This is a genomic window from Halolamina salifodinae (assembly GCF_017874235.1).
Lineage (GTDB): Archaea > Halobacteriota > Halobacteria > Halobacteriales > Haloferacaceae > Halolamina > Halolamina salifodinae.
The window spans coordinates 698119-722910 of sequence record NZ_JAGGLC010000001.1; the positions used below are offsets into that span (position 1 = coordinate 698119).

Consider the following 24792-nt stretch of genomic DNA (forward strand, 5'->3'; position numbering starts at 1 on the left):
GTTTTAAGCCCTCCGCGCGCGAGGTGTGGGCATGGACGTTGCTCCGGATCTCGCATCCCTCGACGGCCGCGACGCGGTCGTGATCGGCGGCGGCGTCGGCGGCCTCTCGACGGCCTGCTATCTCGCCGACGCCGGCGCCGACGTGACTTTGCTCGAACGAAACGAGCAGTTGGGCGGCCGCGCGAGCGTGATGGAGCGCGACGGGTTCCGCTTCGACATGGGCCCGTCGTGGTACCTGATGCCCGACGTGTTCGAGCGCTTTTTCGACTACTTCGACCGCGACGTGAGCGACTACTACGAACTGAATCGGCTGGACCCGCACTACCGCATCCAGTGGAAGGACGGCGACTCGATGGATCTCGCCCCGGATATCGAGACGAACGTCGAACGGTTCGAGGAGTACGAAGACGGCGCCGGCGACGCGCTCCGCGAGTATCTCGACGAATCCGAGTACACCTACGAGGTCGGGATGGAGCAGTTCGTCTACGAGGACCGCCCCCGGCTGCGTGACTACCTCGACCCCGACGTGGGCAAGCAGGCTCGCGGCCTCGCCTTGCTGGGGTCGATGCAGGACCACGTCGAGGAGTACTTCGACCACCCCAAACTCCAGCAGGTGATGCAGTACACCCTCGTCTTCCTCGGAGGGTCGCCCAACAACACGCCGGCGCTGTACAACCTCATGAGCCACGTCGACTTCGATCTCGGCGTCTACTACCCGGAGGGCGGCCTCGCGGCCGTCATCGACGGCCTCGTCGACCTCGGCGAGGAACTGGGCGTCGAGTACCGCGCCGGCGCCGACGTGACCCAGATCCACGGCCAGCGCGGGGGTTTCAAAGTCGACTACGACGCGGCCGACCCCGCGGATTTCGCCCCCAGCGACCGCCACGAGGATTGGCGCGTCGATTCGGGCGGCTACAAACTCGCGGATCTCGTGGTCAGCGACGCCGACTACGCCCACACCGAGCAGGAACTGCTGCCCGAGCAGAAACGCCAGTACAGCGAGGAGTACTGGGACTCCCGGACATACGCCCCCTCGGCGTTCCTGCTCTACATGGGCGTCGAGGGCGACCTCCCCGAACTGGCCCACCACACACTCGTGCTCCCCACCGAGTGGGACGACCACTTCGGCCAGATTTTCGACGAGCCAGCGTGGCCCGACGACCCGGCGTACTACCTCTGTGCGCCTTCGAAGACCGACGATTCCGTGGCTCCGGAAGGGCACTCAAACCTCTTTGCGCTCGTCCCCATCGCCCCCGGCCTCGACGACGACGACGTGACTCGCGAGGCGTACCGCCAGTCCGTCCTCGACGACATCGCCGAGAACACCGGAACCGACCTGCGGGACCGCATCGTCGTCGAGGAGACGTTCTCCGTCTCGGAGTTCGGCGAGCGCTACAACTCGGTGCAGGGCTCGGCGCTCGGCCTCGCCCACACGCTGAAACAGACCGCCCTCCTCCGGCCCTCCCACGCCTCCAGCGAGGTGCCGGGGCTCTACTTTACCGGCTCCTACACCACCCCGGGTATCGGCGTCCCGATGTGCCTGATCAGCGGCCAACTCACCGCGGAGGCGGTGGCCGACCGCGAAGCCTGATGCTGCGCTACCTGCTGATGCTCTCGCGGCCGCGCTTCTGGCTCTACACCGCCGGCCCCGTGCTCGTCGGCGTCGCCTACGCCGCAAGCAGCGTCGCAGAACTGCTCACACCACTCCCGGCCCTCCTCTTCGTCTACTTCCTGCTCCCGGCGAACGTCTACCTCTACGGCGTCAACGACCGCTTCGACCGCGAGATCGACGCCGAGAACCCGAAGAAAGAGTCAGGCCCCGAGGCGCGCTGGCGCGACTCGTGGGGGGTCACGGCCGTCGTCGCCGCCGCGGGACTGCTGGGTCTGGCCCTGTTCCCCCTCACGCCCACTGTCACGTGGCCCTACCTCGCCGGCTTCTTCGCCCTCGCCACCGCCTACAGCGCGCCGCCGCTGCGGTTCAAAGCGCGCCCCTTCCTCGACTCGCTCTCGAACGGGCTCTACCTCCTCCCGGGTGCGGCCGCCTACGCCGCGCTGGCGGGCGCACACCCGCCCGCTGCGGCGCTCGTGGGTGGCTGGCTCTGGACGATGGGGATGCACACCTACTCCGCGATTCCGGACATCGAACCCGACCGCGCGGCCGGCATCGAGACGACGGCGACACTGCTCGGCGAACGGCGAACCTACCGCTACTGCGGGCTCTGCTGGACCCTCGCGGCCGTCGCGTTCGGCCTGCTCGACCTGCGGCTGGGTGCGCTGCTGGGCGTCTACCCCCTCTTCCTGCTCGGCACCGTCGGCGCCGGCGTCGATGTGGATCGAGCATACTGGTGGTTCCCGGTCGTGAATGGGGTCGTCGGGATGCTGCTGACGTTCGGCGGCCTCCTCCGTCTCGTGGGGGTGCTCGGGTGAGCGTCGCCGGGTGGCTCCCTGAGGATCCCTCTGACCGCCGGTCCTGGGAGACGGCGCTGGAGCGACTGGTCCGGGACAACCGATTCACCATCGCCGTCGTCTTCCCCGGGGTGGGTGCGCTCTCGCTGATCGCCAGCGCGGAGGGGTGGCTGCCCGACCCGCTGGCGTTCAACCCCCTGTTCGTGCTGACGGGCGTGCTGGTGATGCGCTCGCCGCTGGTCGTCGGGCTGCTGCCGGTCGTCGACCGCCGCGCCGCGCTGGGGGTCGTGGGGCTGGCGGCGTACTCCTACGCCATCGAGATCGTCGGCGTCACCACGGGCTGGCCGTACGGCTTCTTCGAGTACGGCGTCTCGCTCGGGCCGATGGTCGGCGGCGTGCCGCTGGCGCTCCCGATCTTCTTTCTCCCCCTCGTCGCGAACGCCTACTTGCTCTGCCTACTCTTACTCGGGGATCTGGCGGATCGGGCGCTCCCGCGCCTGCTCTCGGTCATCGCGCTGGTGCTCCTGATGGACGTGGTGCTCGACCCGGGTGCCGTCGCGCTGGGGTTCTGGCTGTACGAGGGCGGCGGCGCGTTCTACGGGGTCCCGCTGTCGAACTACGCGGGGTGGATGCTCTCGGCGACTGTGGCGGTAGTCGTCCTCGACAGTACGTTCGACCGGGTCGCGTTGGGCCCCCGGATCGAGGCCTGCGAGTTCGCGCTGGACGACGTGGTGAGCTTCGTGCTACTCTGGGGGGGCGTGAACGTCGTCTACGGCAACTGGGTTCCGGCGCTCGTCGCCGCCGGCATCGGCGTCGGCCTGTTCCGGACCGACCGGTTCGATGCGGGGATGGTGCCGTGGCGTGCGGATGGGGTCGGCGATGGCGCCGACGCGGACGACACCGACGCCGGCCCCGCCGGCCGTCGGTAGCTTGAAAGGTCAGCCTCCCGACCGGACGGCCGAACGCCGATGGAGCACCCTCATCCGGAAATCGAACGCGGCGAGCGCTACGCCAAGGCGGATATCGAGTCGCTGTTCGATACCGGCTTCGGCTATCACGTCCGCGGGATCACGGTCCGGAACGACGACGAAGACGAGCGGTTCGTGCTCCTGTTCTCCCGGGAGGGCGGCCCCTACGACGACCAGATCGGCGGCGAGACGTTCACCTACGTCGGCGAAGGGCTTCCAGACAAGGGCGACCAGTCGCCCGACACGCTGGGCAACGCCGCGCTGATCGAGGCGGAGGCCGACCCCGTACCGATCTACTTCTTCTACCAAGCCGACGAGGAACCGGGCTGGGAGTACCGCGGCCAAGTCGCCGTCGAGGGCCACGAGATGGTCGCCGGGCCCGACGGCGAACGCGAGGTGCTGGAGTTCGAGATGCGGCACGTCGACACCGACGGCGCTGAGCCCGAGCCAGCGGACGTCGACGCCCCCGCGGCGCCGTTCGCGCCCGACGACACCGCCGGCCGGAAGGTGACCCAGACCCGCGCCGGCGTGCGCGTCTCGGAGTCGTTCAAGCAGTCCGTCTACGACCGCTTCGACGGGCGCTGTGCGGTCACCGACATTGACCACCGGAGTCTGCTGACGGTCTCACACGTGCGTCCCCGAAGCGAGCGCCCGGACATCGCCGAGGACCCCGGAAACGCGCTGCTGCTGAACTGGACCCACCACTTCGCGTTCGACGCCGCGCTCTGGACGTTCGACGAGGCCGGACGGCTGTGGGTGAACCCGGAGTACGCACCGAGGGACCAGTGGATGCAGGAGAGCCTGCGGGACCGCCACGGCCAGCGACTCGACCGACTCCGCGAGGCCGGCGTCACCGACGAGTATCTGGCCGACAGAAACGAGTCGCTGCCGTGGTGGCCGCCGAACTAGGGCACCGGAATTCGGCCCATCGTGCGGTGGATCCGATGGTCGGCGTCGTCGGTCGGAATGGCGCTGACCGAGTGGAACACCGTCATCGGGTCGGGGGTGCGCCACCACGCCAGCCGGGCCCGGGCAGCGAGCCAGAGCTTTCGACTGGTCGATAGCGAGGGCGTCGTCGCCACCACGTCGTAGCCCAGATTCCGGATCAGCCGGTGGTGGTCGACGTAGAGAATCGCCGCGAGCAGCACCGGGAACTGGCAGTCCTTCGGGAGCAGTTCGATGCCGGCGACGCCGTCGCGGTAGAGCGCCTCCGCCCGGGAGAGTTCGGCCTGTACCGCACCGGCGACGTGCTCGTCGAACTCCAGTCGGGCGATCTGCTCGTGGCTAGAACCGTGCGCTTCCAGCGTCTCGCCGGGGAGGTAGATCCGGTTGCGCTCGATCACGTCCTCGCGTACGTCCCGGACGAAGTTGGTGAGCTGGAACGCCTCGCCCAGCGCCGTCGCCGCGGGGAGCGCCTGCTCGGGGTTCTCCGGCGCCATCACGGCAGTCATCATCCGGCCGACGGCGGCCGCCGAGCCGTCCATGTACGTCCGGAGGTCGTCGTACGTCTCGTAGCGGGCCGTCTCCACGTCGGTCGCCATCGCGTCGACGAACGTGTTCACGTCCGCGGCGGGGATGCCGTGCTCCTCGCGGATCTCGGAGAAGGCTGCGAGCACGGGGTCGTCCGTCTCTGCCTCGCCCAGCGCCGCCCGGCGGAACTCTTCGAGGCGCTCGGCGCGCTCGGCCGGCGAGAGGTCGTTGTCGCTGTCGACCACTTCGTCGGCGACCCGGAAGAACGCGTAGAGCACGTACGTCGGGTGTCGGACTCGCTCCGGGAGGAACCGGGTGGCGACGTAGAACGTCGTGCCCGTCTCGCGGTGGATCTGTTTGCTCCGGGCGAGCTGTCGTTGTTCGACCATAGTGGGGGTGACCCCCGGTGGAGGCGGCGTCCGGCGGTCAGGTACGGACGCGAGGTTCTCGCGGCAGCGGCTTAACTGTGTGGTGCAGTGGCATATCCCCCCGTCGACGGTCAGTAGAACGTGTCCGCACAGTCGTAGACGACGCCGTGCTGCGGGCAGACGTACTCGCAGTGGCGGTGGACCATCGTCTCGCCGCAGGTGGGGCAGGGACGCCCCGGCGCCGTCGTCTCCTCGGCGTCGCTCATAGCCGAGGGTTGGGGCGAGCGGGCAAAACTGTTCGGTGCGCGTGCCACCGTGCGAACGTTTTCCCCGCCAGCGCCCCACATGAACCCCATGAACCGCCGCGTTCGGGATATCGTCGATCCGGCCAGTCTGGGGGTCGCGCTGCTCGCTGCGCTGGGCGCCGTCGGCGGATCGCTGCTGCTGATCGGGAACAGCCCAGGGTTCGTCGTCCCGAGCGCGGCCGCACTCGTTCGCGACACGCTGCCGGACCTGTTCGTCGCCGTCGGCATCGGGACGCTCCGGGACCTCGCCCAGCCACTGCTCTCGCTCGGCGCGGGCCTGCTACTGCTCGCCGTCTTCGCCGCGGCCGCGCTGGCCGCCGAGCGCGCCGTCGAGGGGATCGCTCGGCGGGCGCTCGTAACGTTCGTCCTCGTCGGCGCCGTCACGGCGCTGCTCACGGGCAACACCACCAGCACGCTCGGGGCGGCGCTCGGCGCCGCCGTCGTCGTCGCCGCCGCGAACGCCACGCTGGCGGCGATGGACCCGACGACCGACCGCGCTGACCCGCCGCCGGGGCGTCGACGGCTGCTGCAAGCCGGGGCGGCCACGCTGGCGACGCTGGTGCTCGGTGCGGCGCGGACTCGGGATCCGGCCGAGCCAACAGAACCGCCGGATCCCGCCGCCGCGTCGCTGCTGGCGGCCGCGAACGACCGCGGGCTCTCACTACCCGGGGCTGAACCGATGGTCTCCGAGGATTTCTACACCGTCGATATCGCGACGGTCGACCCGAAGATCGACCCGTCGGACTGGCAGTTGGCCGTCACCGGTGAGGTGGAGACCGAGCGCTCGTTCACGCTCTCGGAACTACAGGATCTCGGCGGCGAGCGCCGGTTCACCACGCTGCGCTGTGTGAGCGACCTGCTGAACGGGAAGAAGATGGACACCGCGCTCTGGGACGGCGTCCCCGTCGAGTCGGTGCTTTCGGCCGTCGGCGCGCCCGAAAGCTGCTGTGTCACGCTCCACGCCGCCGACGACTACTTCGTCTCGTTCCCCCGCGAGGCGCTCGATCCCGGCCTGCTCGCGTGGGGGATGAACGGCCGGCCGCTCCCACGGAGCCACGGCGCCCCCCTCAGAACGCTCGTGCCGGGCCACTGGGGCGAGACGAACGCCAAGTGGCTCACGGAGATCGAGATCCGGGACGAACCGGAGGAGGGCTACTGGGAACAGCGCGGCTGGGAGGGCACCGGCGAGGTTCACACCATCGCCAAACTCCACAGCACGACCGTCGACGACGGGACGGTCCGCGTGGGTGGGCACGCCTACGCCGGTACGCGTGGCATCGACGCCGTCGAGGTGTCGACCGACGGCGGCGCCTCGTGGACCGAAGCCAGCCTGAGCGAGACGCTTCCCGAGCCGACACCCATCGGCGAGGAGGAGCCAGAGCCCACCGGCGAGGCCGCCGACGCATGGCGCATGTGGGAACACGAGTACGAGGCCGACGGGAAGCACGAGGTGGTAGTCCGCGCCATCGACGGCACCGGCGAAGCTCAGCCTGAGCAGGAGCGCGAGGGCTACCCATCGGGCGCGACTGGGTGGGTTCGGGAGACGGTCGGGGGCTGAAAGTTCGGAAGCGTTTTCTGGTCGTTCGCGTATTCGGTCCGTGATGCAACACGACCGGATGCTACTGGCGGGAGCAGCCATCCTGCTCTCGACAGGCGTCGTCGCTGGAGTCCCGACGAACGCGACTGCCGCCGCAAGCGGAGCGATGTCCACCGCGGAGCAGCTTCGACTGGGGTTCACCGGGATATCTGTGATCGCATCGGGTCTTCTCGTCGTACTCTACTTTCAACAGAAAGAAATCGCTGAGACCGAACACGAGGCTGATGTGGAGCTGGAGGGGTACGCTGCGACCAAGAACGATCTCGATCTATGTTTGACCAACGTCGGAAGAGGGCCCGCGACTAACCTATCCATCGATTTCAACGCGGAGGTGCCCGACGGCCCGAGCAGGTTCTGTCCACGGTCGAAAGAGCTCATCAAGAGCCTTCATGATGGGATCGAAAACGAGTGGATACGGCCGAACAGGAACTATCTCTCAGGCGGCGCCACGTATACGAGATTCCGGACGTCGGTCCAGCTGTACGATAAGGTGGCCGAACGTAAGGTCACACCAGCGTATCTCTCGAATAACGACGGTCCAGAGAGACTTCGGCTGCGCGGTGTTCTCCACTACGAGGATCGACTCGGGAACGACAACGAAGAGAAAGTGGTTGACCTCGTTCTGCCCATCGGCGAAGAACGGACACTTGAGGAAATGCTTCCGGATGGGCTGAAGAATGACCGCTATCAACAGCGGGTGGTGGAGGGTGATTCCCCATTTGGACCGGGCGTTACACAGCGGGAGTACCTACGCTAGCACTCCGACCAACCGCAGTTGCGGCAGGTCTTACAGCTCTCCGAGTAGTAGAGCGTCATCTTCCCGCAGTCGGGACACTCCGGGCTCTCGCCGGAGGCGATCAGGTCGCCCGTCGCGTCGTCCGCAGTCTCTGCGGCCTCGGCGTCCTCGGGGCTCTCGACGTCGATGTCGACGCCCGTCGGCTCGCTCGGCGGCTCGGTGGTCGCACCACCGTCGGTCGACGCGCTCTCCTCGTCGAGTTCATCGATGGTCTGCTGCTGGGGAACGGCCTCGTCGATCTCGCCGTCGAGGTAGCGTCGCATCGCCGTGCCGATGGCGTCCGGGATCGACTGGATCTGCTCGCCCTTGTCCCAGGCGACCTTCGGGCTGCGGATGCCCTGTAGCTCGCTCGCGATCTCCGCGGGGTCGACGCCCGAGCGGAGCGCGGTGGAGATGGTCTTGGCCAGCGCCTCGGTGAAGGAGGCGGTGAACCCGCCGGAGTTGCCGATGTTGGCGAACAGTTCGAACGGCTCGCCGGTGTTCGGGTCCTCGTTGATGTTGACGTAGAGCTTCCCGTAGCCGGTGTCGATGCGCTGGGTCAGCCCGTGGAGCACGTCCGGCCGCGGGCGCTTGCGGCCCGGCGGCGTCTCGTCGCCGTCGGCGCTCGCCAGCAGGCTCTCGACCTGCGTGTCGAGGGCCGCCTGCACGTCCTCGTTGTCGAGGAAGCTCTCGAGACCGCCGAAGACCTCGGTGATCTGTTCGACGAGTGCCGCCGCGGCCTCGTCCTCGTCGGCGAACTCGGTGTTGTCCGCGCGAGTGGTGAGCACCTGCTTGCTGCGGGTGCCGTCGCGGTAGTAGGTCACACCCTTGCCGCCGTTGTCGTAGACGAACTCGAAGGCCTCCTTGGCGTCCTCGAGCGTGGAGTCGTTGGGCGCGTTGACCGTCTTCGAGATGGCGGAGTCGACGCCCTCCTGTGCCGCACACTGGATCGAAGCGTGCTGCTTCGCGTCCAGGTCGCCGGTGACCACGAACAGTTCGCCCAGCGCGGTCGGGACCGTCTCCAGCCCTTCGACGCCGTCGAACTCGTTGTTGGCCATCTGCTCCTGGGCCTCCTTCTTGACTGCCTCGACGTCGATGTCGTTGTCCTCCAAGGCTCGGAGGAAGTAGTCGTCGAACTCGACGAGCATCTCGTCGCCCTGCACGTCGCCGCTGACGTTCTTGTAGTAGGCGACGTTGTAGATGGGCTCACAGCCACCCGTCGTGTTGCCGATCATCGACGTGGTGTTGTGCGTGACGAACCCGTCCGCGACGTACGTGTTGTTCGAGGGGACGCTGATGTCCTTGGTGTAGGCTTTCTCCTCGGTGACGGTCTCGACCGTCGCGGCGTAGAACCCGGTCAGCCGGCGGCCGTCGAGTTCGACCGTCCCGCCCGTCTCGGACTCCACGTCCCGAACGAGCTTCCGCGAGACGGTGCCGTTGGTCGGCGACTGGTTCATCCGGTGTTTCACGGAGCTATCGACCGAGTCGTAGCCGTCGATGGAGCGGAGGAGGTCGACGACCGCCGGCGGGTACGTGTCGTTCTTGTACGACTGTGCGGTTAGCTCCAGTTCGGTGGACTTCGTCACGAAGCCGACCTCGTCGAGGAAGCGCTGGTCCTCACGCCGGTTTACCCCGCGGAGGACGTGACGCGGGCGGTCGCCGTAGTGATCGTCCATCTCGGCGGTCTCCGACGTATCCCGAGCGAACACGCAGCCGAACGAAAGTAGGAGCGTCTGTACCTGGTCGGCGAGGCGGTCCGAGACGGTCGAGAGTTCGACTTTCCGGGAGGCGGTCCCGTCGGCCTCGAACAGCCCGCGCAGGAACGCCTTCGCCGTCGCCTCGTCACCCTGGAGGATGGCCTCCGGGACGAACGCGCTCGCGGCACCCTCCCCGTTGTTGCCCTCGGCTTTCACCCAGCCGTTGTCTTCGAAGTACCGCGGGAGGTGGCGGCCGCCGAACGAGAGCATGTGACGAGTGTCTCGATCCTCGACGGTTGGCGTGACGCCGAACAGCGACTCTCCGAGCTCCCGGAGGTGGGCGTCGAGTTCGGTCGCCTCGGCGTCGACCACCAGCTTCACGCCGACGTCCTCGTGGACGTAACCGTCGCCCATGAAGTAGCCGAGGAACTCGGCCAGTTCGGGGGACGTCTCCGCCGGGAAGCGGAGGTCGGGGTCGGTGTTATGGTGGTCGTTCTCGCGCTCACTCGTGTCGAGCTGGACGCTCGACCCACCCTCGAAGGTGTCTCGCTGTAGCAGGATGCGGTCGCCGGCCTCGAACTCGCCGGCCTCCTTCCAGGCGTACTCCCCGTCGGCGGTGAGCGTACGGAACCGATGGTTGGGCGTCGCCGCGACGTTGAACCCGTTCTCGGTTTCGATGCGGCGAACGTTGGCGAACCCATTGTCGTAGACGGCCGTTGCTGCCCTCGTGCCGCCGTCCGTGGCGACGCCGACATCGATCTCGTCCCACTGCTCGAACTCCGCTGTCGTCTCGTCGAGGTCTTCGATCGGACGGAGCCCCTCGTCGGTCGAGACGAGGGAGCTCTCGTCGACACAGCCCGTCGGCGCGATAGTCGTCGTGTTGTGGTTGCGCAGCGGGTAGCCGTCCTCCCACTCCTGGGGGTCCTCGCCGGTGTGGTGCTCGAACCAGTCGGGGTAGGAGGTCGGGTCGGCGTACTTCGAGTCGCTCCAGTCCGCAAAGGAGCCACGCTCCTCGGCGAGTTCGTGGCTGGCGTCCTTCGACCCGTGGTTGATGTGGGTCATGAGCTGTCGCGCGATCTCGTCGGCGTCGTCGGTGCCGTAGCGCACGCCCAGCTGGATGTACAGCTGTGCCAGCCCCATGACGCCGAGGCCGATCTTGCGCATCTCCCGGACTTTCTTCTCGATCTCGGGGACCGGGAAATCAGACATCGTGACCACGTTCTCGAGGAAGCGCGTGCCGTACGCGATGCGGTGGTCGAAGTCGTCCCAGTTCATCGCCTCGTCGAGGAACGCCGAGACGGCCGCCTCGTGGCTGCCGTACTCGTCGGCGTGCTCGTCGGCCCAGACACGCCAGTCGGGGGCGTCCTGTGCCGCGAGGGTGGAGAGGTTGATGTGGCCGAGGTTGCAGGCCTCGTACTCCTCGAGGGGCTGCTCGCCGCAGTTGTGAACCACGAGCCCGTTGGCGACGAACGAGTTCGTGTCCGGTTCGGTCAGGTCGTAGACCGTTTCGTGACCGTCGTGCTCGACGGATTCGACAGTCGCCTCGAACCGTTCGGCGTACGGGCCACGGTCGTAGCTGTCGAGTCGGTCTGCGAGCGCCTCGTTCTTCGAGTTGAGGAGGAAGCCGATCTCTTCCTGGAACCGGACGAGGTTGTCCTTCGCGACGACGAGGTCGTGGTCGGCTTGTCGTTCGTATGTCGCGGTTCCACCGTTGCCGTCCGGCATCTCCTGCTCGCCGGCTTCGTGACGCTCCTCGTAGATTTTGCTCGCGATGCCGAAGTTGAGGAGAAGCTGCTGGGCATCCTCCAGTAGTTCAGTGCTGACGCTGGTGAGGCGGACAGAGTTGCCTTTCTCGGTCTTCCCCTGCACGCCGCCATCCGCACTGAACAGCGCCTGCAGGAAGCCGCGAGCCATCTCCTCGCTGCCGCGCATTACCGCGTCGGGCACCTGTAGTTTCTCCTCGGCCAGCCCAGCCTGTTCAGCGTATTCGTAGAGGCGAGTCGAGCGAACGCGCTGCTCGACTGCGGCCGTACCGCGGTAGTCGTCGCCGCGATTGATCTCGTTCACGCCGACCTCGTAGTCCGCGTTTCCGGTCGGCTCGCGGACGACCTCGTTCACGTCGTCGGCAAGCGCCGCCGATATCTCGCTGTCCTCGTCGTAGAAGTTGAGAACCGCACGCTCTTCGCCGTGCTTGAGGTGGCCGTCGCCGACGAGCCAGCCCAGCGTTCGACCTTCCGTCGCGGAACCGTGCTGGCCGAACGAGCCTTTCCGGTTCTGGATGTGGACCGTATCGCCTGCGTCGAGTTCGCTCGCCTCGACCCAGCCGTCGTCGGTCATGACGCGGTGGTCGGCAGTCAGGCGGAGGCTGTACCCTTCCTCGGTCGTGAGTGCGTACACGTCCTTCTCACCGGTCGCGTAGACGCTACTGGCCTCCTTGATCGACTCTTCGCTGAGTCGGCCGTCGACGACGACGTCCTGAGCGGTCCCCTGCTCGTAGAGTTCCTCCGCGGGCACGAGCCCGTTCTCCGTCGAGATGTGTGTCTCACCGGTAACACAGGGGTTCGTCGCGAGAATCCTGTGATCTGGATTTTCTTCAACGTCGAACGAATGACGCTTGTTGACGCGCTCGAGGTAGATGACGCCCGGTTCGCCGTTCTCGTGGGCGCCCTCGATAAGCTGGTTCCAGAGCGCCGCCGCGGGCACGGAGAGCACTTCGCCGACCTCGACGTGCTCGCCGAGGCCGAACATGTCGTAGAGCTCCTTCGTCTCCGGCGTGGCGACGTGGGGCTCCTCGGTGCGGGGGTTGGTGAAGGTGAACTCCTCGCCCGCTTTCAGCGCCTCCATGAAGTCGTCGGTGATACCGACGGAGATGTTGAAGTTCGAGAGGTGGCCCTCGACGGCGTTCCGGAGGTGCTCGGGGACGCGCCCCTCGTCGTCGATGAGTTCACGCGCCTCCTCCAGCGCGTCCGCGAAGGAGTTATGCGTGAAGTCGTCGGGGTCGTTGAGCCGCAGCGTGTTCGCGAGGCTCACGTCCTTGTTTTTGGCGTGGATGAACTGGATCACGTCCGGGTGCGAGACGCGCATGACGCCCATCTGGGCGCCACGGCGGGCGCCACCCTGGGCGATGGTCTCACACATCTGGTCGAACGTGCGCATGAACGTGATCGGCCCCGAGGCGATGCCGCCGGTCGAGCCCACGGCGTCGCCGTACGGTCGGAGCTTCCAGAACGCGTAGCCCATGCCGCCGCCGCTGTTGTGGGAGACGACCGACTGGGCGACGTACTCGTGGTCGTCGGCGACCGTCAGGTCGTACACCGTCGCGGGTTCGGCCTCCTCGACCGATGCGACGGGCTGGGTCCACGTGGTGCCCTCGACGGTCCCGCACTGCGTCGGCTCCGGCGGCGTCTCCGAAAGCGACACCGTCATCTCGGCCGAACGGGCGTCGACGTAGCCTACGTCCTCGGCGAAGCGTTCCAGCCCCGTGGCGTCGGTCGGGGCGACGCTGAAGTAGTCGCGGTCCTCGTTCTCCCACTCCCACTTCGTCGCCGGGATGCCGACGCCGAGGAGGAGTTGGAGCGACTCGTCGACGAGCCGCTCCGACGCGCTGTACAGTCGCGGGTAGCGCCCGTCGGTGAGCGTCCCGTCCGTCGAGAACAGCCCGCGGAGGAACGCGCTGACGGCGTCGTGGTCGGCTTGCCAGAGCTGGTCGGGGACGCGCGCCGTCGACGAGTCGGGTTTCGCGTCGCCGAAGTTCTCCAGCCACCAGCGCTTCACCTCATGGCTGTGGATGACGGCCTCGTAACAGCCGTCGGACCACGTGTGGTCGATGCCGGTGTCGAACAGTTCGCGGGCGAGCGTGTCGACGTGGTTGAGCACGTCGTCACGGTTGAGATGGAACCGGATGCCGTCCTCGTGGACGGAGCCGTCCCCGACCCATATCCCGAGGAGTTCGGCGAGGTCGTCGGTCAGCCGCTCAGGCTGAGAGACCGTCTTGACTGCTTCGCCGTTGGCTTCGATCTCCCGGGCAGAGCGATGTTGCTGGACGGTGGTCTGGTGGACGCCGAGTTCGTCGGCGATCTCGGTATCGGACCGGCCGGTTTCGTGGAGGACGGCGAAGCGCTCCTCGTCGAAGCTGGCGCCGGGCTTCCGGCCGCCGTCGCCGTTGGGGTCGAGGCCGAGTTCGTTCGCCCGCCGGCGCTGGACCGTCGACGCCGAGCAGCCGAGTTCCTCGGCGATGTCGTAATCGCTCGCGCCCTCGGCGTGGAGCGCCGCGACGGCTTCATTGGAGACGGTCCGCTCTCTGTCCCACTGCGGGCCAGCGTCGACCGCCGTAAGGGAGTCGGTCTCGTCGGCGTCGGTGAGCCAGCCCAGCCGGAGTGACACAGTGTCGCCGGACTCCACGTCGGCGAGTTCGGTCCACTCGCCGTTTACGAGCAGCCGGTGGTTCGGTGTCCCGCGGATCGGGACGCCGCCCGCAGTGGTCAGTTTCACCGTCGGTGCATCGTCGTAGGCATGGACTTCGTCGACGTTCTTCGTCCGGTAGCCGTCGCCATCTCGCTGGACGACGCTGTCGCCCGGTTCGACGTCCGCGACGGAAACCGACCCCTTGCCCGCAACGGCCACGCGGGCGTCGTCAGTCAGGCACTGGAACACCTCGGCGGCCTCCTTGGCCGTCTGGTGGATGTCGGTGATGTCGTCCGCAGGCGAGTCGACGAAACACGCAGAGAGCTGCTGGAGTTCGTCGCCGGCGTTCATCAGGGTCGGCGAGTTCGGCATAAAGGAGAGATCCGTCATCAGCGTCTCGAACTCCTGGCGGGCCTCGTGGACGGCGTCAGCGATCTCCGCGTCGAGTTCGGGGACGACGGTGTCGTAGGCGAACTTGTTGACGTTGTGCTCGGTCAGGGGCGTCTCGGTGTCGGCGGTAGCGTCGAACCCCTTGCCGAACACGTCCTCGGCGAGTTCGTCCCGTCGCGGGTGGTCGGGCTTGAGCTGGTCGGGCGTGACCGTGACCTCGACGTCCTGACGCTCGGCCTCGTAGACGGCCTCGGCCAGCGCGATGTTCTTGGCGACGCGGGCGAACAGCTCCTCCTGGCTCTCGATGACCTCGCCGTCGGCGTTCTTGCGGAGGTATCGCGCGGGCAGGATGTTCTCGTAGGCGTTGTCGGTGAGGCGGTCCTCGAGCGTCTCGCCGTCGGTGCGCTTGATCGGCAGGGTTAGCTCGTCGGCACCCAGGTCGGGACTGCTCACTGCGCGCTCACCCCGCAGGCGGCGCAATCGGGCCGGATACGACTGTCTGTTGTAGTGGGTAGATCGGACATCTGTGACGGAGAAGTTCTATCCGTTGGAACCCCAATAACGGTTTGGATCCCGGCCCGGTTGGTGTAGTACAAACTCGCTTGTATTGTCGGATGGCGGTTGCTGGTCATAGTGTGGGCGACCCACGCCTCTCGGCGGTCATCTGTTGGTACGGAACGGCCGGGTATAACGTTGGCCGAACCGGAGTGAAAGTGGTCGCGGTCCGACGTGATTGCGGTTACTGCGAGCGGTTTTCGACCCGAACAGAAGGGGTGTTCGGTGGTGCTCGCAGGCCCTGAATCGGGGGCGTGGGCGCCCTCGGCCGGCACCGTTTTGCCGTCGCCGACCCGAGTTCGGAGCGTGTACGAGGACGTGTTACTCCCAGTCGCAACGGGCGAGGGTGAGGCGGAGGACGATCCCGCGCTCGAGCACGCGCTGGATCTGGCCGAGCGCTACGACGCGACGCTCCATGCACTGAGCGTCGTCGACCCGACGGTGATCGAACCGTTGGCCATCGACACCGAGGGGGTCCGCGAGGCGATGGAGAAGCGCGCCGAGGAGACCGTGGAAACCGTCGCCGACCACGCTCACGAGCGCGGCATCGACGTTGAGACCCGGATCGGCCATGGGCCGCCGGCGGGTGTGATCACCGACTACGCCGAGAACGTCGACGCCGTGGTAATGGCGACCCACGGCCGCGAGGGGCTGAAACACGCGCTGCTGGGCAGTGTCACCGAACGTGTGGTCCGGACATCGCCAGCGCCGGTACTCACGGTGCCCCGCTAGATGCGCGCGTTCAGGCTGGCCTACGACGGCCGGCCGTTCTACGGCTTCCAGCGCCAGCCAGACGTCAGAACCGTCGAGGGGACGCTGTTCTCGACGCTCGAGACGGCCGAAATCGTCGACGAGGGCGAGACGCCGCCGGGCTACGCGGCCGCCGGCCGGACCGACGCCGGCGTCTCCGCCGTCGAACAGACCGTCGCGTTCGAGGCGCCCGACTGGTGTACGCCGGCGGCGCTCAACGGCCGGCTCCCGGGATCGATCCGAGCGTGGGCCGCCGCCGACGTGCCCGATGACTTTCATTCGACTCACGACGCCGCCAGCCGGCGCTACACTTACCACCTCCACGCCCCCGACGCCGACGATTCCGCCGCCCGCGAGGCCGCAACCCGGCTCTCAGGCGAACACGACTTCCATAACTTCACCAGCGACGAAACGGGGACGGTTCGGGACGTCTCTGCCGGCGTCGAACGAGACGGCGAGTTCCTCGTCGTGACGGTCAGCGCCGGCGGCTTCCCTCGTGGATTCGTCCGACGGCTGGTGGGCGTGCTCGCGGAGGTGGCCGTCGAAGGCTACTCACTCTCCCGGGTGGACGAGGTGCTCGGCGACGAGTCACTACAGGGCGGGAAGGGCGTCCCGCGGATGCCGCCCGAACCACTGGTACTGACGGGCGTCAACTACCCCGGCGTCGAGTTCGTCGTCGACGACGAGGCCGTCGAGAGCGCGCGAGCGGTGTTCGAGGAGCGCCGGATCGCCGCACTCGAGCGGCGCCGGATAGCTGAGACGGTGCTCTCGGGGCTCCGGTAGGCCCTGTGTGCTTTTCCTCCCTTCATCGCCGCCGTGGCGATGGCCGAGAAGCGGCCCGTGAGGTCGTCGACGGCCGCCCTCGGAGCGACCCGCTAGCCGATCACGGCGAGTGAACAGCGCCCGCCGTCGGGCGGGTGCTCGGAGCCGACGCCGTGATCGTGTTGACCGACAACATACCGAGTGAACAGCGCCCGCCGTCGGGCGGGTGCTCGGAGCCGATGCCGTGATCGTGTTGACCGACAACACGGTACAGCGCGACGGACGGAAGCGGCAAAATCGACCGATACGGCCGCGCTCCGGGGCTGAAGTGAGAAGACTTACCACCGAATCCGACACTACGGCATCACGATGAGCACTGTCCCCGAACGCGAGGATATCGACGAGGCGTACAAGTGGGACCTCGAGTCCATCTTCCCCGACGAGGCGGCGTGGCAGGAGGCCTACGACGACGTCGAGGATCGCATCGACGACCTGCGGGCGTACGAGGGTCGCGCGACCGAGAACGCCGAGACGCTCGCCGAACTGCTGACCGAGTACGAGGACGTGATGCGCGACGTCGCCAAGGTCGCGGCCTACGCCTCGCTCCGCTCGTCGGAGGACACCCGGAATCAGGAGTATCAGGCCATCAACGCCAAGGCCGAGTCGCTGCGCTCGGAGGCCTCCAGCGCCACCAGCTTCCTCGAACCGGAACTCCAGGAACTCGACTGGGACGAGGTCGAGGCGATGATGGAGGAGGAGCCGGATCTGAAGGAGTACGAGCACTTCTTCGACGACGCGCTGCGGATGAAGCCCCACACGCGCTCGGCGGAGGTCGAGGAGCTACTGGCCGACCTCTCCGAGATCACCAGTGCGCCCTCGGACATCTACGGGATGCTCTCGAACGCCGACCTCACCTTCCCCACCGTCGAGAAGCCCGACGGCGAGGAAGTGGAGATCACCCAGAGCAACTTCACGACGCTCCTGAAACACGAGGACCGGGAGTTCCGCCGCGAGGTGTACGAGCAGTACTACGAGACCTGGGACGACTACCGCAACAGCGTCGGCACGTCGCTCCAGAACTCCGTCAAGAAGGACGTGAAGGTTGCCGAGGCGCGCAACTACGACACCGCCCGCGAGGCCGCCCTCGACGACACCAACGTCCCGACGGAAGTGTACGATAACCTCGTGGACACCGTCCACGACAACCTCGACTACCTCCAGCGCCACGCCGACCTGAAACGGCAGGCCTTGGACGTGGACGAACTCGGGATGGAGGACCTCTACATGTCGCTGACCGGCGAGGAGGGCCCCGACATCACCTACGAGCAGGCCAAGGAGTGGATCGTCGAGGCCGTCGAACCGCTGGGGCCGGAGTACCAGGCCCAGATGGAGCAGGGTCTCGAGAACCGCTGGGTCGACGTCTACGAGAACCGCGGGAAGCGCTCTGGCGCGTTCTCCTCGGGCACGTACGACACCCAGCCGTTCATCCTGATGAACTATCAGGACGACATCTCCTCGCTGTTCACGCTGGCCCACGAACTCGGCCACTCGATGCACTCGGAACTGGCCGCCGAGAAGCAGCCGTGGCAGTACTCCAATTACGAAATCTTCGTGGCCGAGGTCGCCAGCACCGTCAACGAGACGCTGCTGACCCACTACCTGCTGGAGAACGTCGACGACGAGGAGATTCGCGTCCACGCGCTGGACCAGTATCTCGAACGGATCCGCTCGACGCTCTACCGCCAGACGATGTTCGCGGACTTCGAACAGCGCGTCCACACGCGTGCCGAGGAGGGCAAGCCGCTCACCCCCGACGCGTTCGACGAGGTGTACGGCGACCTGAAGGCGGAGTTCTACGCCAACGCCGACGTCGACGACCTGATCGCCAAGGAGTGGATGCGGATCCCCCACTTCTACTACAACTTCTACGTCTACCAGTACTCGACGGGGATTTCGGCGGCCGTCGCCATCGTCGAACAGATCCGGGAGGAGGGCGAGCCAGCCGCGCAGGCGTACCGCGACGCGCTCGCCGCCGGCGGCGTCGAGTACCCCATCGACGTGCTCGAGATCGCGGGCATCGACATGACCAGCCCCGAACCCATCGAGTCCGCGCTCTCGGCGTACGGCGAGCGACTCGAGGACGCCGCTGACCTGCTGGATCTGGAGTAGGGGACCGGTTCGTACGGTTTTCGGTCGGTTTTTCGAGAACTCGGGGGCCACTGGAGGGACGGGCGGCGAGCTTCCGGCTACGCCTCGTGAATCTCGAGTTCGAACGTCCAGCTCGTGTTCTCTTCGGAGCGGCCGAACTTACTCTCGAACGTGTACGTACCCGGAGAGAGGCAACCGTCACCATGAGGGGCCGCGACTGAGTACAGACGGCTCTCCGGAACCCATGGCCGAATACGGTACACATCAAAAAGACTCCAGTTCGATTGAGGTTCAATTTGTCGCCAGCAGGGACTGCTGTCGTCGACAGCGGTTCGGATGACGTTATCTGGTTCCGCGAGGGCAGCCTCTCGGTCAACACTGTAGGGGGATCCGAATCGGTTCTGCTCCGACGGTTGTCGGAATCGAACCGATCGGAAGGACTGGTTTTGAAGGGATATCTCGACGGTTGCGGTGCTCTCGGCGCTTATCGCACTGTCGGGAACGCCGATAGTCGGTTCCAACACACCCACGTCCCGGTTCACTACACGGGCGTCGACTGTGTAGTACGGATCCTCGCCGAACCCGCCGAGACAGCCACCCGTCGCGACCGCCAGCCCAGACGCGATGATCCCCCGTCTGGTTTTCATGTGCTGGATATGTGTTGCAAGCTAAAAGAAGATGATGCTGGTACGGGGAACGCAGTCTGCGCCCGCTCCAGTCAGAGCCGATCGGCGTCTTCGTTCACCGCGCCGAACTGGAAGCCGCCGGTATCGTCGACGCCCGCCGACACCGTGCTCCCGTCGGGCAACACCGCCGGGTCAGCGGCGCGCTCGAAGTACTCGACCAGATAGATCGACGTGATGGCGCCCGCGACCGTCGCGGCCTCGAGGTAGTCGATCACCAGAATCACCGCGGCGGCGATTTCGTTGCCGAACTACCAGACGGTGGCGGCCAGCGCGGCCCCGGGCAGCGACGCCGCGACGGCGATGCCGACCGCGACCAGCGAGAAGCCGACGATGCCGAGCGGGTTCGCCAGCGAGAACCGGACCGCCGTCTTCAGCGACTCAGCCGCGTCGGCGTCGGCGACGACCGCCGCCGGCGCCGCGAACTGCAGCACCATCCCGACGCCGACTGTGAGCAACACGACCAGCAGCGACGGGAGCGCGACGAGAATCGCCGTCCGGCCAGCGCGGATGCTTGGGGGTCCACGAGGCTCCCGAGGCCGACGGCACCAAGGAAGAGGACTGCGCCGAGCGTGCCGACGACGACGACCCATAGCACCGTCACGGCGCCGTACGCGCCGACGAGGTCGATCCAGTGGTTCTCGACGGCCGACTGCGCGCCGGCCCACGCGCCCCGGTCGGTCCGGACGGCGTGGGCGCTCCCGACCAGCGCCGCGAGCACCTGACTCATGGTGGCATACGTAAGCCGAGAAAGAAATATCTGTGCGCGGCAAGGTCGTGTGCCGACCCAAAGGCACATTTACGCGTACCCCTAACCAAAAATAGAGAGATGTCACGCAGTCCGTCCCTTCCCGACCGTCCCCGGCTCGACTTGGATCCCGAGATGTCCCAGGCCGAGCGACTGGAGGCGATCCGGGAACACTTCGAGCGGCTCGTTCAGGTCAACGGGGAGCTGGACGACCGCCTCCAGGACGCCGAAGGGCGCAAGGAGGAGCTCCGTGGGGAGGTCGACCAGCTCAAACGGCGCAACGAGACGCTGAAAACCTCCTCGCTCTATCTCGCGACCGTCGAGGAGATCACCGAGGACGGCGTCGTGATCAAGCAGCACGGCAACAACCAGGAAGTCCTCACTGAGCTCTCCCCCGCGCTGGAGGGCCGGGTCGAGGCCGGCGACCGCGTCGCCATCAACGACTCCTTCTCGGTGCAGGAGCTGCTCGACGACGAAACCGACGCCCGGGCACAGGCCATGGAGGTCGAGGAGTCCCCGGACGTGGTCTACGACGACATCGGCGGCATCGACGACCAGATTCGGGAGGTGCGCGAGGCCGTCGAGGACCCGCTGATCAACGCCGAGACGTTCCGCGAAGTCGGCGTCGAGCCCCCGAGCGGCGTGCTGCTCCACGGCCCGCCCGGGACGGGGAAGACGATGCTCGCCAAAGCCGTCGCCAACGAGACGGACGCGACGTTCATCAAGATGGCCGGCTCCGAACTCGTCCGGAAGTTCATCGGGGAGGGCGCCCGCCTCGTGCGGGACCTGTTCGAACTCGCCTCCGAGCGCGAACCCGCCGTCATCTTCATCGACGAGATCGACGCCGTCGCGACCACGCGGACCGACTCGAAGACCTCCGGCGACGCCGAGGTCCAGCGGACGATGATGCAGCTACTCTCGGAGATGGACGGCTTCGACGAGCGCGGCGAGATCCGCATCATGGCCGCCACGAACCGTTTCGACATGCTCGACGAGGCGATCCTCCGACCCGGCCGCTTCGACCGCCTGATCGAGGTGCCCAAGCCCGGCATCGAAGGGCGCAAGCGTATCCTCGAGATCCACGCCCAGGACCTCAACCTCGGCGAGGACGTCGACTTCGAGGAACTGGCCGAAGGGCTGGAGGGCTACTCCGGCGCCGACATCGCCGCGCTCACCACCGAGGCGGGGATGTTCGCCATCCGCGACGACCGCGAGGAGGTCCGGACCGAGGACTTCGAGGCCGCCCACGAGAAGATCGAGCAGGCCGCCGAGGACGGCCCGACGACCGGCCTGACACACTACCAGTAAGGTGCAGACCACGGGCAGCCAGCCGGCACGGGGGATGACCCTCGCGGCGCTGCTCGTCTTTCTCGCGGTTCTTGCCTTCTACCTTACCCAACCCGGCTACACACAGCGGCGGCTGGTGCTGTTCGTCGCCCTCGGCACCGTGGCGACGCTGGGGACCATCGGCGCCTACACGGGCCGCGCACTCGTCGCCGCCGCGGGCGCCGTGCTGCTCGCACTCCTCGGCTTCCCGCAGGCGACGCTCTGGATCTTCGTGCTGCCGATGGCGGGCGTGCTCGCTGCCACCGCACTCCTGATCGCGCTGGACGAACGGACCGTCGAGCGCCGCTAGCCACCACAAAGCGTTTTTCGCGGCCGACACGAGCGCCGACTATGGTTCTCGACGACGTTCCCGACCTCCTCCTCGGCCCGCGATACCGTGGGTGTTGAGCGCCGTCGCCTTCGCGGGATGAGTCCGTAGCCCATTTCTCCGCGCGGCGCCGGTTTGGGGCATGAGCAGCATCATCCACGTCGTCGCCGGCGCGGGCACCGCGCCCACCGAGAAGGCCGCCTACGACGCCGCGCTCGCGGACGCGAACCTCCACAACTACAACCTCGTCCCCGTCTCCTCGGTCGTTCCCGCCGACGCCGAGGTGGTCCGGGTCGATCAGGCGCCGGATCTCGGCCCGGCGGGCAACCGACTCAACGTCGTGCAGGCGAAAGCCGCCGCTGTGGGCCCCGAAACCGTCGCTGCCGGCATCGGCTGGACCACGGGCCCGGGCCCGGGGCTGTTCTACGAGGCCGACGCCGAGGCCGAAGCCGACGTACAGGCCCGTCTCGAAGCCGGCCTCGATGCCGGCCGCGGGCTCCGGGACTGGACGTTCGGCCACGAGGAGACGCTGATCGAGGCCGCCGAGGCCGCGCCCGGCGAACATACCTGCGTGGTCGTGCTGGCGGCCTACGGCGAGAGCGAGCCGATCTGCTGAGCCGTCGCCGTCCCAGAAAGGTGAAAACGGTTCGACCGCACCCCTCCCTATGGAGTGGATCCCCGTCCTCGCCTATCTCCTCGTCGTTGGGGCGTTCACGGCGCTCGGCGCGCCGCTTGCCGCCGCGCTGTTCGACCACCTCCCCCGACGGGGGGCCGCGTTCGCGCTCCCGACCGCGATGGTCCCCTTCGCCATCGCCGTGTTCTGGATCGGCCAGCTAACGTTCGGCCTCCACACGCTCCTGCTCGGCATCGCCGCCGTCCTCGCGCTCACGGCCGCCGCGTGGCGCCTCGACGCCCGCCCGGACTGGCGGGCTGTCGGCGTTGCCTACGGCGTGTTCGCCGTCGGCTTCCTGTTCATGCTCTCGTTCCGCGCGGCGAACCCCGCCATCACGCCACAGGGCGGTGAGCAGTTCCTCCACTTCGCACTGGTCAACACCCTCGAGCGCGCCAACTCGCTCCCGCCGGAGGACATGTGGTTCGCCGGGCGGCCGCTGAAGTACTACTACGGCACGCAGATGCAGGTCGCGAGCCTCTCGATGCTGACCGGGACGGCGCTGCGCTACGGCTTCAATCTCGGCATCGCGACGTTCTACGGGATGCTGTTCGTTGTCGCCTACGGCGTCGGCGGCGCCGTCGTCTCCCGGCGCGGTGGCTCGTTCCGGATCGGCGGCGCGTTCGGCGCGTTCTTCGTCGCCCTCGGCGGCGCGTCGACGACGGCCATCCGCCTGCTCACGCCGTATCTCCCGGAGTTCCTCGCCGGCCCCGTCGAGCAGGCCGCATTCGGCTTCGTCGCCCGGCGCTTCGAGGGCGGCGATCTCGCGGCGACGGTCACGAACCTCTCGGACCCGTTCGACTGGGGCTGGTGGTACACCCGCTACGTCGTCCCCGGGACGATTCAGGAGGTGCCGCTCTACTCCTTCGTGAAGGCTGACCTCCACGGTCACACGTTCGCGAACCCCTACGTGCTCTTTGCCGGCGCGCTGGCGCTGGCGTACTACGTCACTCCGCCGGAGGAACAGAAGCGACGCCTCGCGCTGGTGTTCGGCGGCCTCGGCGCCGTCGCCGGCCTGTTCGGCTTCATGAACACCTGGTCGCTGCCGACCGCCGCGGGGATGGCGATGCTCGCCGTCGGCGCCGCCGACGCCCACCCGTCGACACTGCTACCCGACGCGTGGGGCGAGCGCCTCCGCCCGGAAACGGCTCCCGAGGACCGAAAAGAGTGGCTCGGCCACGAACTCTGGCGGGTCGTGCTCGCGGCCGTGGTTGGCGTCGTGGTGCTCCTCATCGGCGTCGTCGTCGCCTCGCCGTTCCTCGTGTTCGGCCACGTGCCGAGCAACGAGGGGATCGGCCTACTCCCGCCGCGGAGCCCGCTGCCCGCGTTCCTCGTGATGTACGGCGGCCTGCTGACCGCCTTCGGGGTCTACCTCACCGTGCAGGGCCGTGAGGCGGTCGAAGAGCTACCGGGCGAGTGGCTCGGCGCAGCCGGGGTGCTCCTCGTCGGCGCGCTCGGTTTCGCCGCGCTGGTCGAGAACGCCGCCGTGCTGGTGCTGCTCGGGACGTTCATCCTTGCTGGCTGGCTGCTCGTACGCTCCGGGAGGGCCGGCTTCGCGATGGTGCTGCTGGTCGCGGGTGCCGGACTCCTGCTCGCGCTGGAGTTGGCCCACGCCAAACTGCCGCTGATCGCCAACCCCCGGTGGAACACGTCGCTGAAGGTGGCCGTGCAGGCGTGGACGCTCGGCGCCGCCGGCGCGGGCGCGGCGTCGGCGCTCCTGCTTCGGGAGCACGGGGGGCGGCTCAAGGAAATTGCGACGGCGCGGATGGCCCCCAGTGGTGGCGAGGACGGCAGCACCCCGGAGAACGTCGCTGTCCTCTCCTCGGCGCTCGTCGTCCTGCTGGTCGTCGCCGTCCTGCTGGTCAGCGCGACGTTCCCGGTGATGATGTTCGCCGCCGAGGTGGGCGGCCCCGTCGAGGGCGGTCACTACGACCCCTCGCTGGACGGGTGGGAGGCCGTCGAAGGGTTCCACGCCAACGAGTACGACGCGCTGCGCTGGCTGAAAGAGCGCCCCGGCAAGCCCACCATCGTCGAGGCGCCGGGTGACTCCTACGGCTGGTCGAACCCGGCGTCGACGTTCTCGGGGCTGCCGACGATTGTCGGCTGGGACCACGAGGCCGAGTACCGGAGCCAGCAGGCCTACGAGCGCCGGGTGGGCTACGTCGAGACGGTCTACACCGGGGACTGGGACCGCGCGGCCGTCATCCTCGACTTCTACGACGTGCGCTACGTCTACGTCGGGCCGAACGAGCGCGAAGCCTACGACGGGATCCGCTCGTTCGAGCGGGAGCCGTTCTCAGTCGCGTTCGAGGGCGGCGCGGTCACCATCTACGAGGTGGATCAGTCCACGCTCCCCTACGAGGGAGACGGCGATTCCTGAGCCGCGTCGCCGTGACGGAACGGGCCACCGCCGGTGGGTTTATCAATCGATACCGCCAAGAA

At 67.5% G+C, this 24792-nt stretch carries 19 protein-coding genes and 4 pseudogenes; 13 read left to right on the top strand and 10 right to left on the bottom strand.

From position 1 onward, the window contains the following. Positions 1-31 precede the first annotated feature (31 nt). Genes J2753_RS03730 through J2753_RS03745 form a run of 4 tightly spaced genes read left to right on the top strand, consistent with a single transcriptional unit; the run spans position 32 to position 4283 of the window. Positions 32-1591 (top strand): phytoene desaturase family protein, encoded by a 1560-nt coding sequence (locus J2753_RS03730; RefSeq protein WP_209490540.1) that lies wholly within the window; start codon positions 32-34, stop codon positions 1589-1591. Then, positions 1591-2427: a prenyltransferase gene (locus J2753_RS03735; RefSeq protein ID WP_209490541.1), complete on the top strand. Its 837-nt coding sequence runs from the start codon at positions 1591-1593 to the stop codon at positions 2425-2427. Before J2753_RS03730 ends, J2753_RS03735 begins: the two co-directional genes overlap by 1 nt. Beyond that, positions 2424-3335, top strand: coding sequence for a bisanhydrobacterioruberin hydratase (gene cruF, locus J2753_RS03740; RefSeq protein WP_209490542.1), 912 nt, complete (start codon positions 2424-2426; stop codon positions 3333-3335). Before J2753_RS03735 ends, cruF begins: the two co-directional genes overlap by 4 nt. Before the next feature lie 39 nt (positions 3336-3374). After that, positions 3375-4283, top strand: a complete 909-nt coding sequence (locus tag J2753_RS03745; RefSeq protein ID WP_209490543.1) for an HNH endonuclease signature motif containing protein — start codon at positions 3375-3377, stop codon at positions 4281-4283. Here J2753_RS03745 and J2753_RS03750 read toward each other — a convergent pair. Both J2753_RS03750 and J2753_RS14525 read right to left on the bottom strand, forming a co-directional pair. Next, positions 4280-5233: a phytoene/squalene synthase family protein gene (locus J2753_RS03750; protein WP_209490544.1), complete on the bottom strand. Its 954-nt coding sequence runs from the start codon at positions 5231-5233 to the stop codon at positions 4280-4282. The two genes, J2753_RS03745 and J2753_RS03750, sit on opposite strands and share 4 nt — an antisense overlap. 110 nt (positions 5234-5343) lie before the next feature. Continuing rightward, the gene (locus tag J2753_RS14525) at positions 5344-5478 is read right to left on the bottom strand and encodes an HVO_2523 family zinc finger protein (protein WP_281064172.1); all 135 of its coding nucleotides are present in this window, start codon (positions 5476-5478) and stop codon (positions 5344-5346) included. A gap of 88 nt (positions 5479-5566) precedes the next feature. Between J2753_RS14525 and J2753_RS03755 the strand changes: the two genes are divergently transcribed. Both J2753_RS03755 and J2753_RS03760 read left to right on the top strand, forming a co-directional pair. Beyond that, entirely contained in the window at positions 5567-7075 is a 1509-nt protein-coding gene (locus J2753_RS03755; protein ID WP_209490546.1) for a molybdopterin-dependent oxidoreductase, read from the top strand. 43 nt (positions 7076-7118) lie between these two features. Further along, positions 7119-7871: a hypothetical protein gene (locus tag J2753_RS03760; RefSeq protein WP_209490548.1), complete on the top strand. Its 753-nt coding sequence runs from the start codon at positions 7119-7121 to the stop codon at positions 7869-7871. Here J2753_RS03760 and J2753_RS14705 read toward each other — a convergent pair. From J2753_RS14705 to J2753_RS14720, 4 pseudogenes are all read right to left on the bottom strand, one after another. After that, positions 7868-9238: pseudogene (locus J2753_RS14705) on the bottom strand (TSCPD domain-containing protein); the annotation flags it as partial. The gene J2753_RS03760 and the pseudogene J2753_RS14705 overlap by 4 nt on opposite strands. 252 nt (positions 9239-9490) lie before the next feature. Continuing rightward, positions 9491-10000, bottom strand: a pseudogene (locus tag J2753_RS14710) (LAGLIDADG family homing endonuclease); the annotation flags it as partial. Positions 10001-10219: 219 nt separating this feature from the next. Further along, a pseudogene (locus J2753_RS14715) lies at positions 10220-14380 on the bottom strand (LAGLIDADG family homing endonuclease); the annotation flags it as partial. Further along, positions 14381-14695, bottom strand: a pseudogene (locus J2753_RS14720) (adenosylcobalamin-dependent ribonucleoside-diphosphate reductase); the annotation flags it as partial. Positions 14696-15241: 546 nt separating this feature from the next. Here J2753_RS14720 and J2753_RS03770 point away from each other — a divergent pair. From J2753_RS03770 to pepF, 3 genes are all read left to right on the top strand, one after another. Continuing rightward, entirely contained in the window at positions 15242-15667 is a 426-nt protein-coding gene (locus J2753_RS03770) for a universal stress protein (protein ID WP_209490552.1), read from the top strand. Beyond that, entirely contained in the window at positions 15668-16468 is an 801-nt protein-coding gene (gene truA, locus J2753_RS03775) for a tRNA pseudouridine(38-40) synthase TruA (protein WP_209490554.1), read from the top strand. 348 nt (positions 16469-16816) lie between these two features. Beyond that, complete coding sequence (gene pepF / locus J2753_RS03780; RefSeq protein ID WP_209490556.1) at positions 16817-18616, top strand: oligoendopeptidase F; 1800 nt, start codon at positions 16817-16819, stop codon at positions 18614-18616. A gap of 77 nt (positions 18617-18693) precedes the next feature. Here pepF and J2753_RS03785 read toward each other — a convergent pair whose 3' ends face one another. The 4 genes from J2753_RS03785 to J2753_RS03800 all read right to left on the bottom strand — a co-directional run bounded on the left by J2753_RS03785 (position 18694) and on the right by J2753_RS03800 (position 20008). After that, complete coding sequence (locus tag J2753_RS03785) at positions 18694-19242, bottom strand: hypothetical protein (RefSeq protein ID WP_209490558.1); 549 nt, start codon at positions 19240-19242, stop codon at positions 18694-18696. Between the two features lie 71 nt (positions 19243-19313). Then, the gene (locus J2753_RS03790; protein WP_209490559.1) at positions 19314-19496 is read right to left on the bottom strand and encodes a hypothetical protein; all 183 of its coding nucleotides are present in this window, start codon (positions 19494-19496) and stop codon (positions 19314-19316) included. A 33-nt stretch (positions 19497-19529) separates the two neighbouring features. Then, positions 19530-19715, bottom strand: coding sequence for a hypothetical protein (locus tag J2753_RS03795; RefSeq protein WP_209490561.1), 186 nt, complete (start codon positions 19713-19715; stop codon positions 19530-19532). Further along, positions 19652-20008, bottom strand: a complete 357-nt coding sequence (locus J2753_RS03800; protein WP_209490564.1) for a hypothetical protein — start codon at positions 20006-20008, stop codon at positions 19652-19654. The genes J2753_RS03795 and J2753_RS03800 overlap by 64 nt, the downstream gene beginning before the upstream one ends. A 99-nt stretch (positions 20009-20107) precedes the next feature. On the opposite strand from J2753_RS03800, the gene pan2 reads away from it, so the two are divergent. The 4 genes from pan2 (at position 20108) to J2753_RS03820 (ending at position 24730) form a co-directional block, all read left to right on the top strand. Next, entirely contained in the window at positions 20108-21334 is a 1227-nt protein-coding gene (gene pan2 / locus J2753_RS03805; RefSeq protein ID WP_209490566.1) for a proteasome-activating nucleotidase Pan2, read from the top strand. A 1-nt stretch (position 21335) separates the two neighbouring features. Continuing rightward, positions 21336-21662: a hypothetical protein gene (locus J2753_RS03810; RefSeq protein WP_209490568.1), complete on the top strand. Its 327-nt coding sequence runs from the start codon at positions 21336-21338 to the stop codon at positions 21660-21662. A 160-nt stretch (positions 21663-21822) separates the two neighbouring features. Then, complete coding sequence (locus tag J2753_RS03815) at positions 21823-22296, top strand: pyruvoyl-dependent arginine decarboxylase (protein ID WP_209490570.1); 474 nt, start codon at positions 21823-21825, stop codon at positions 22294-22296. A 49-nt stretch (positions 22297-22345) separates the two neighbouring features. After that, positions 22346-24730 carry a DUF2298 domain-containing protein gene (locus tag J2753_RS03820; RefSeq protein WP_209490572.1) on the top strand — a complete coding sequence of 795 codons (2385 nt, stop codon included), beginning with the start codon at positions 22346-22348 and terminating at the stop codon, positions 24728-24730. Positions 24731-24792: the final 62 nt, after the last annotated feature.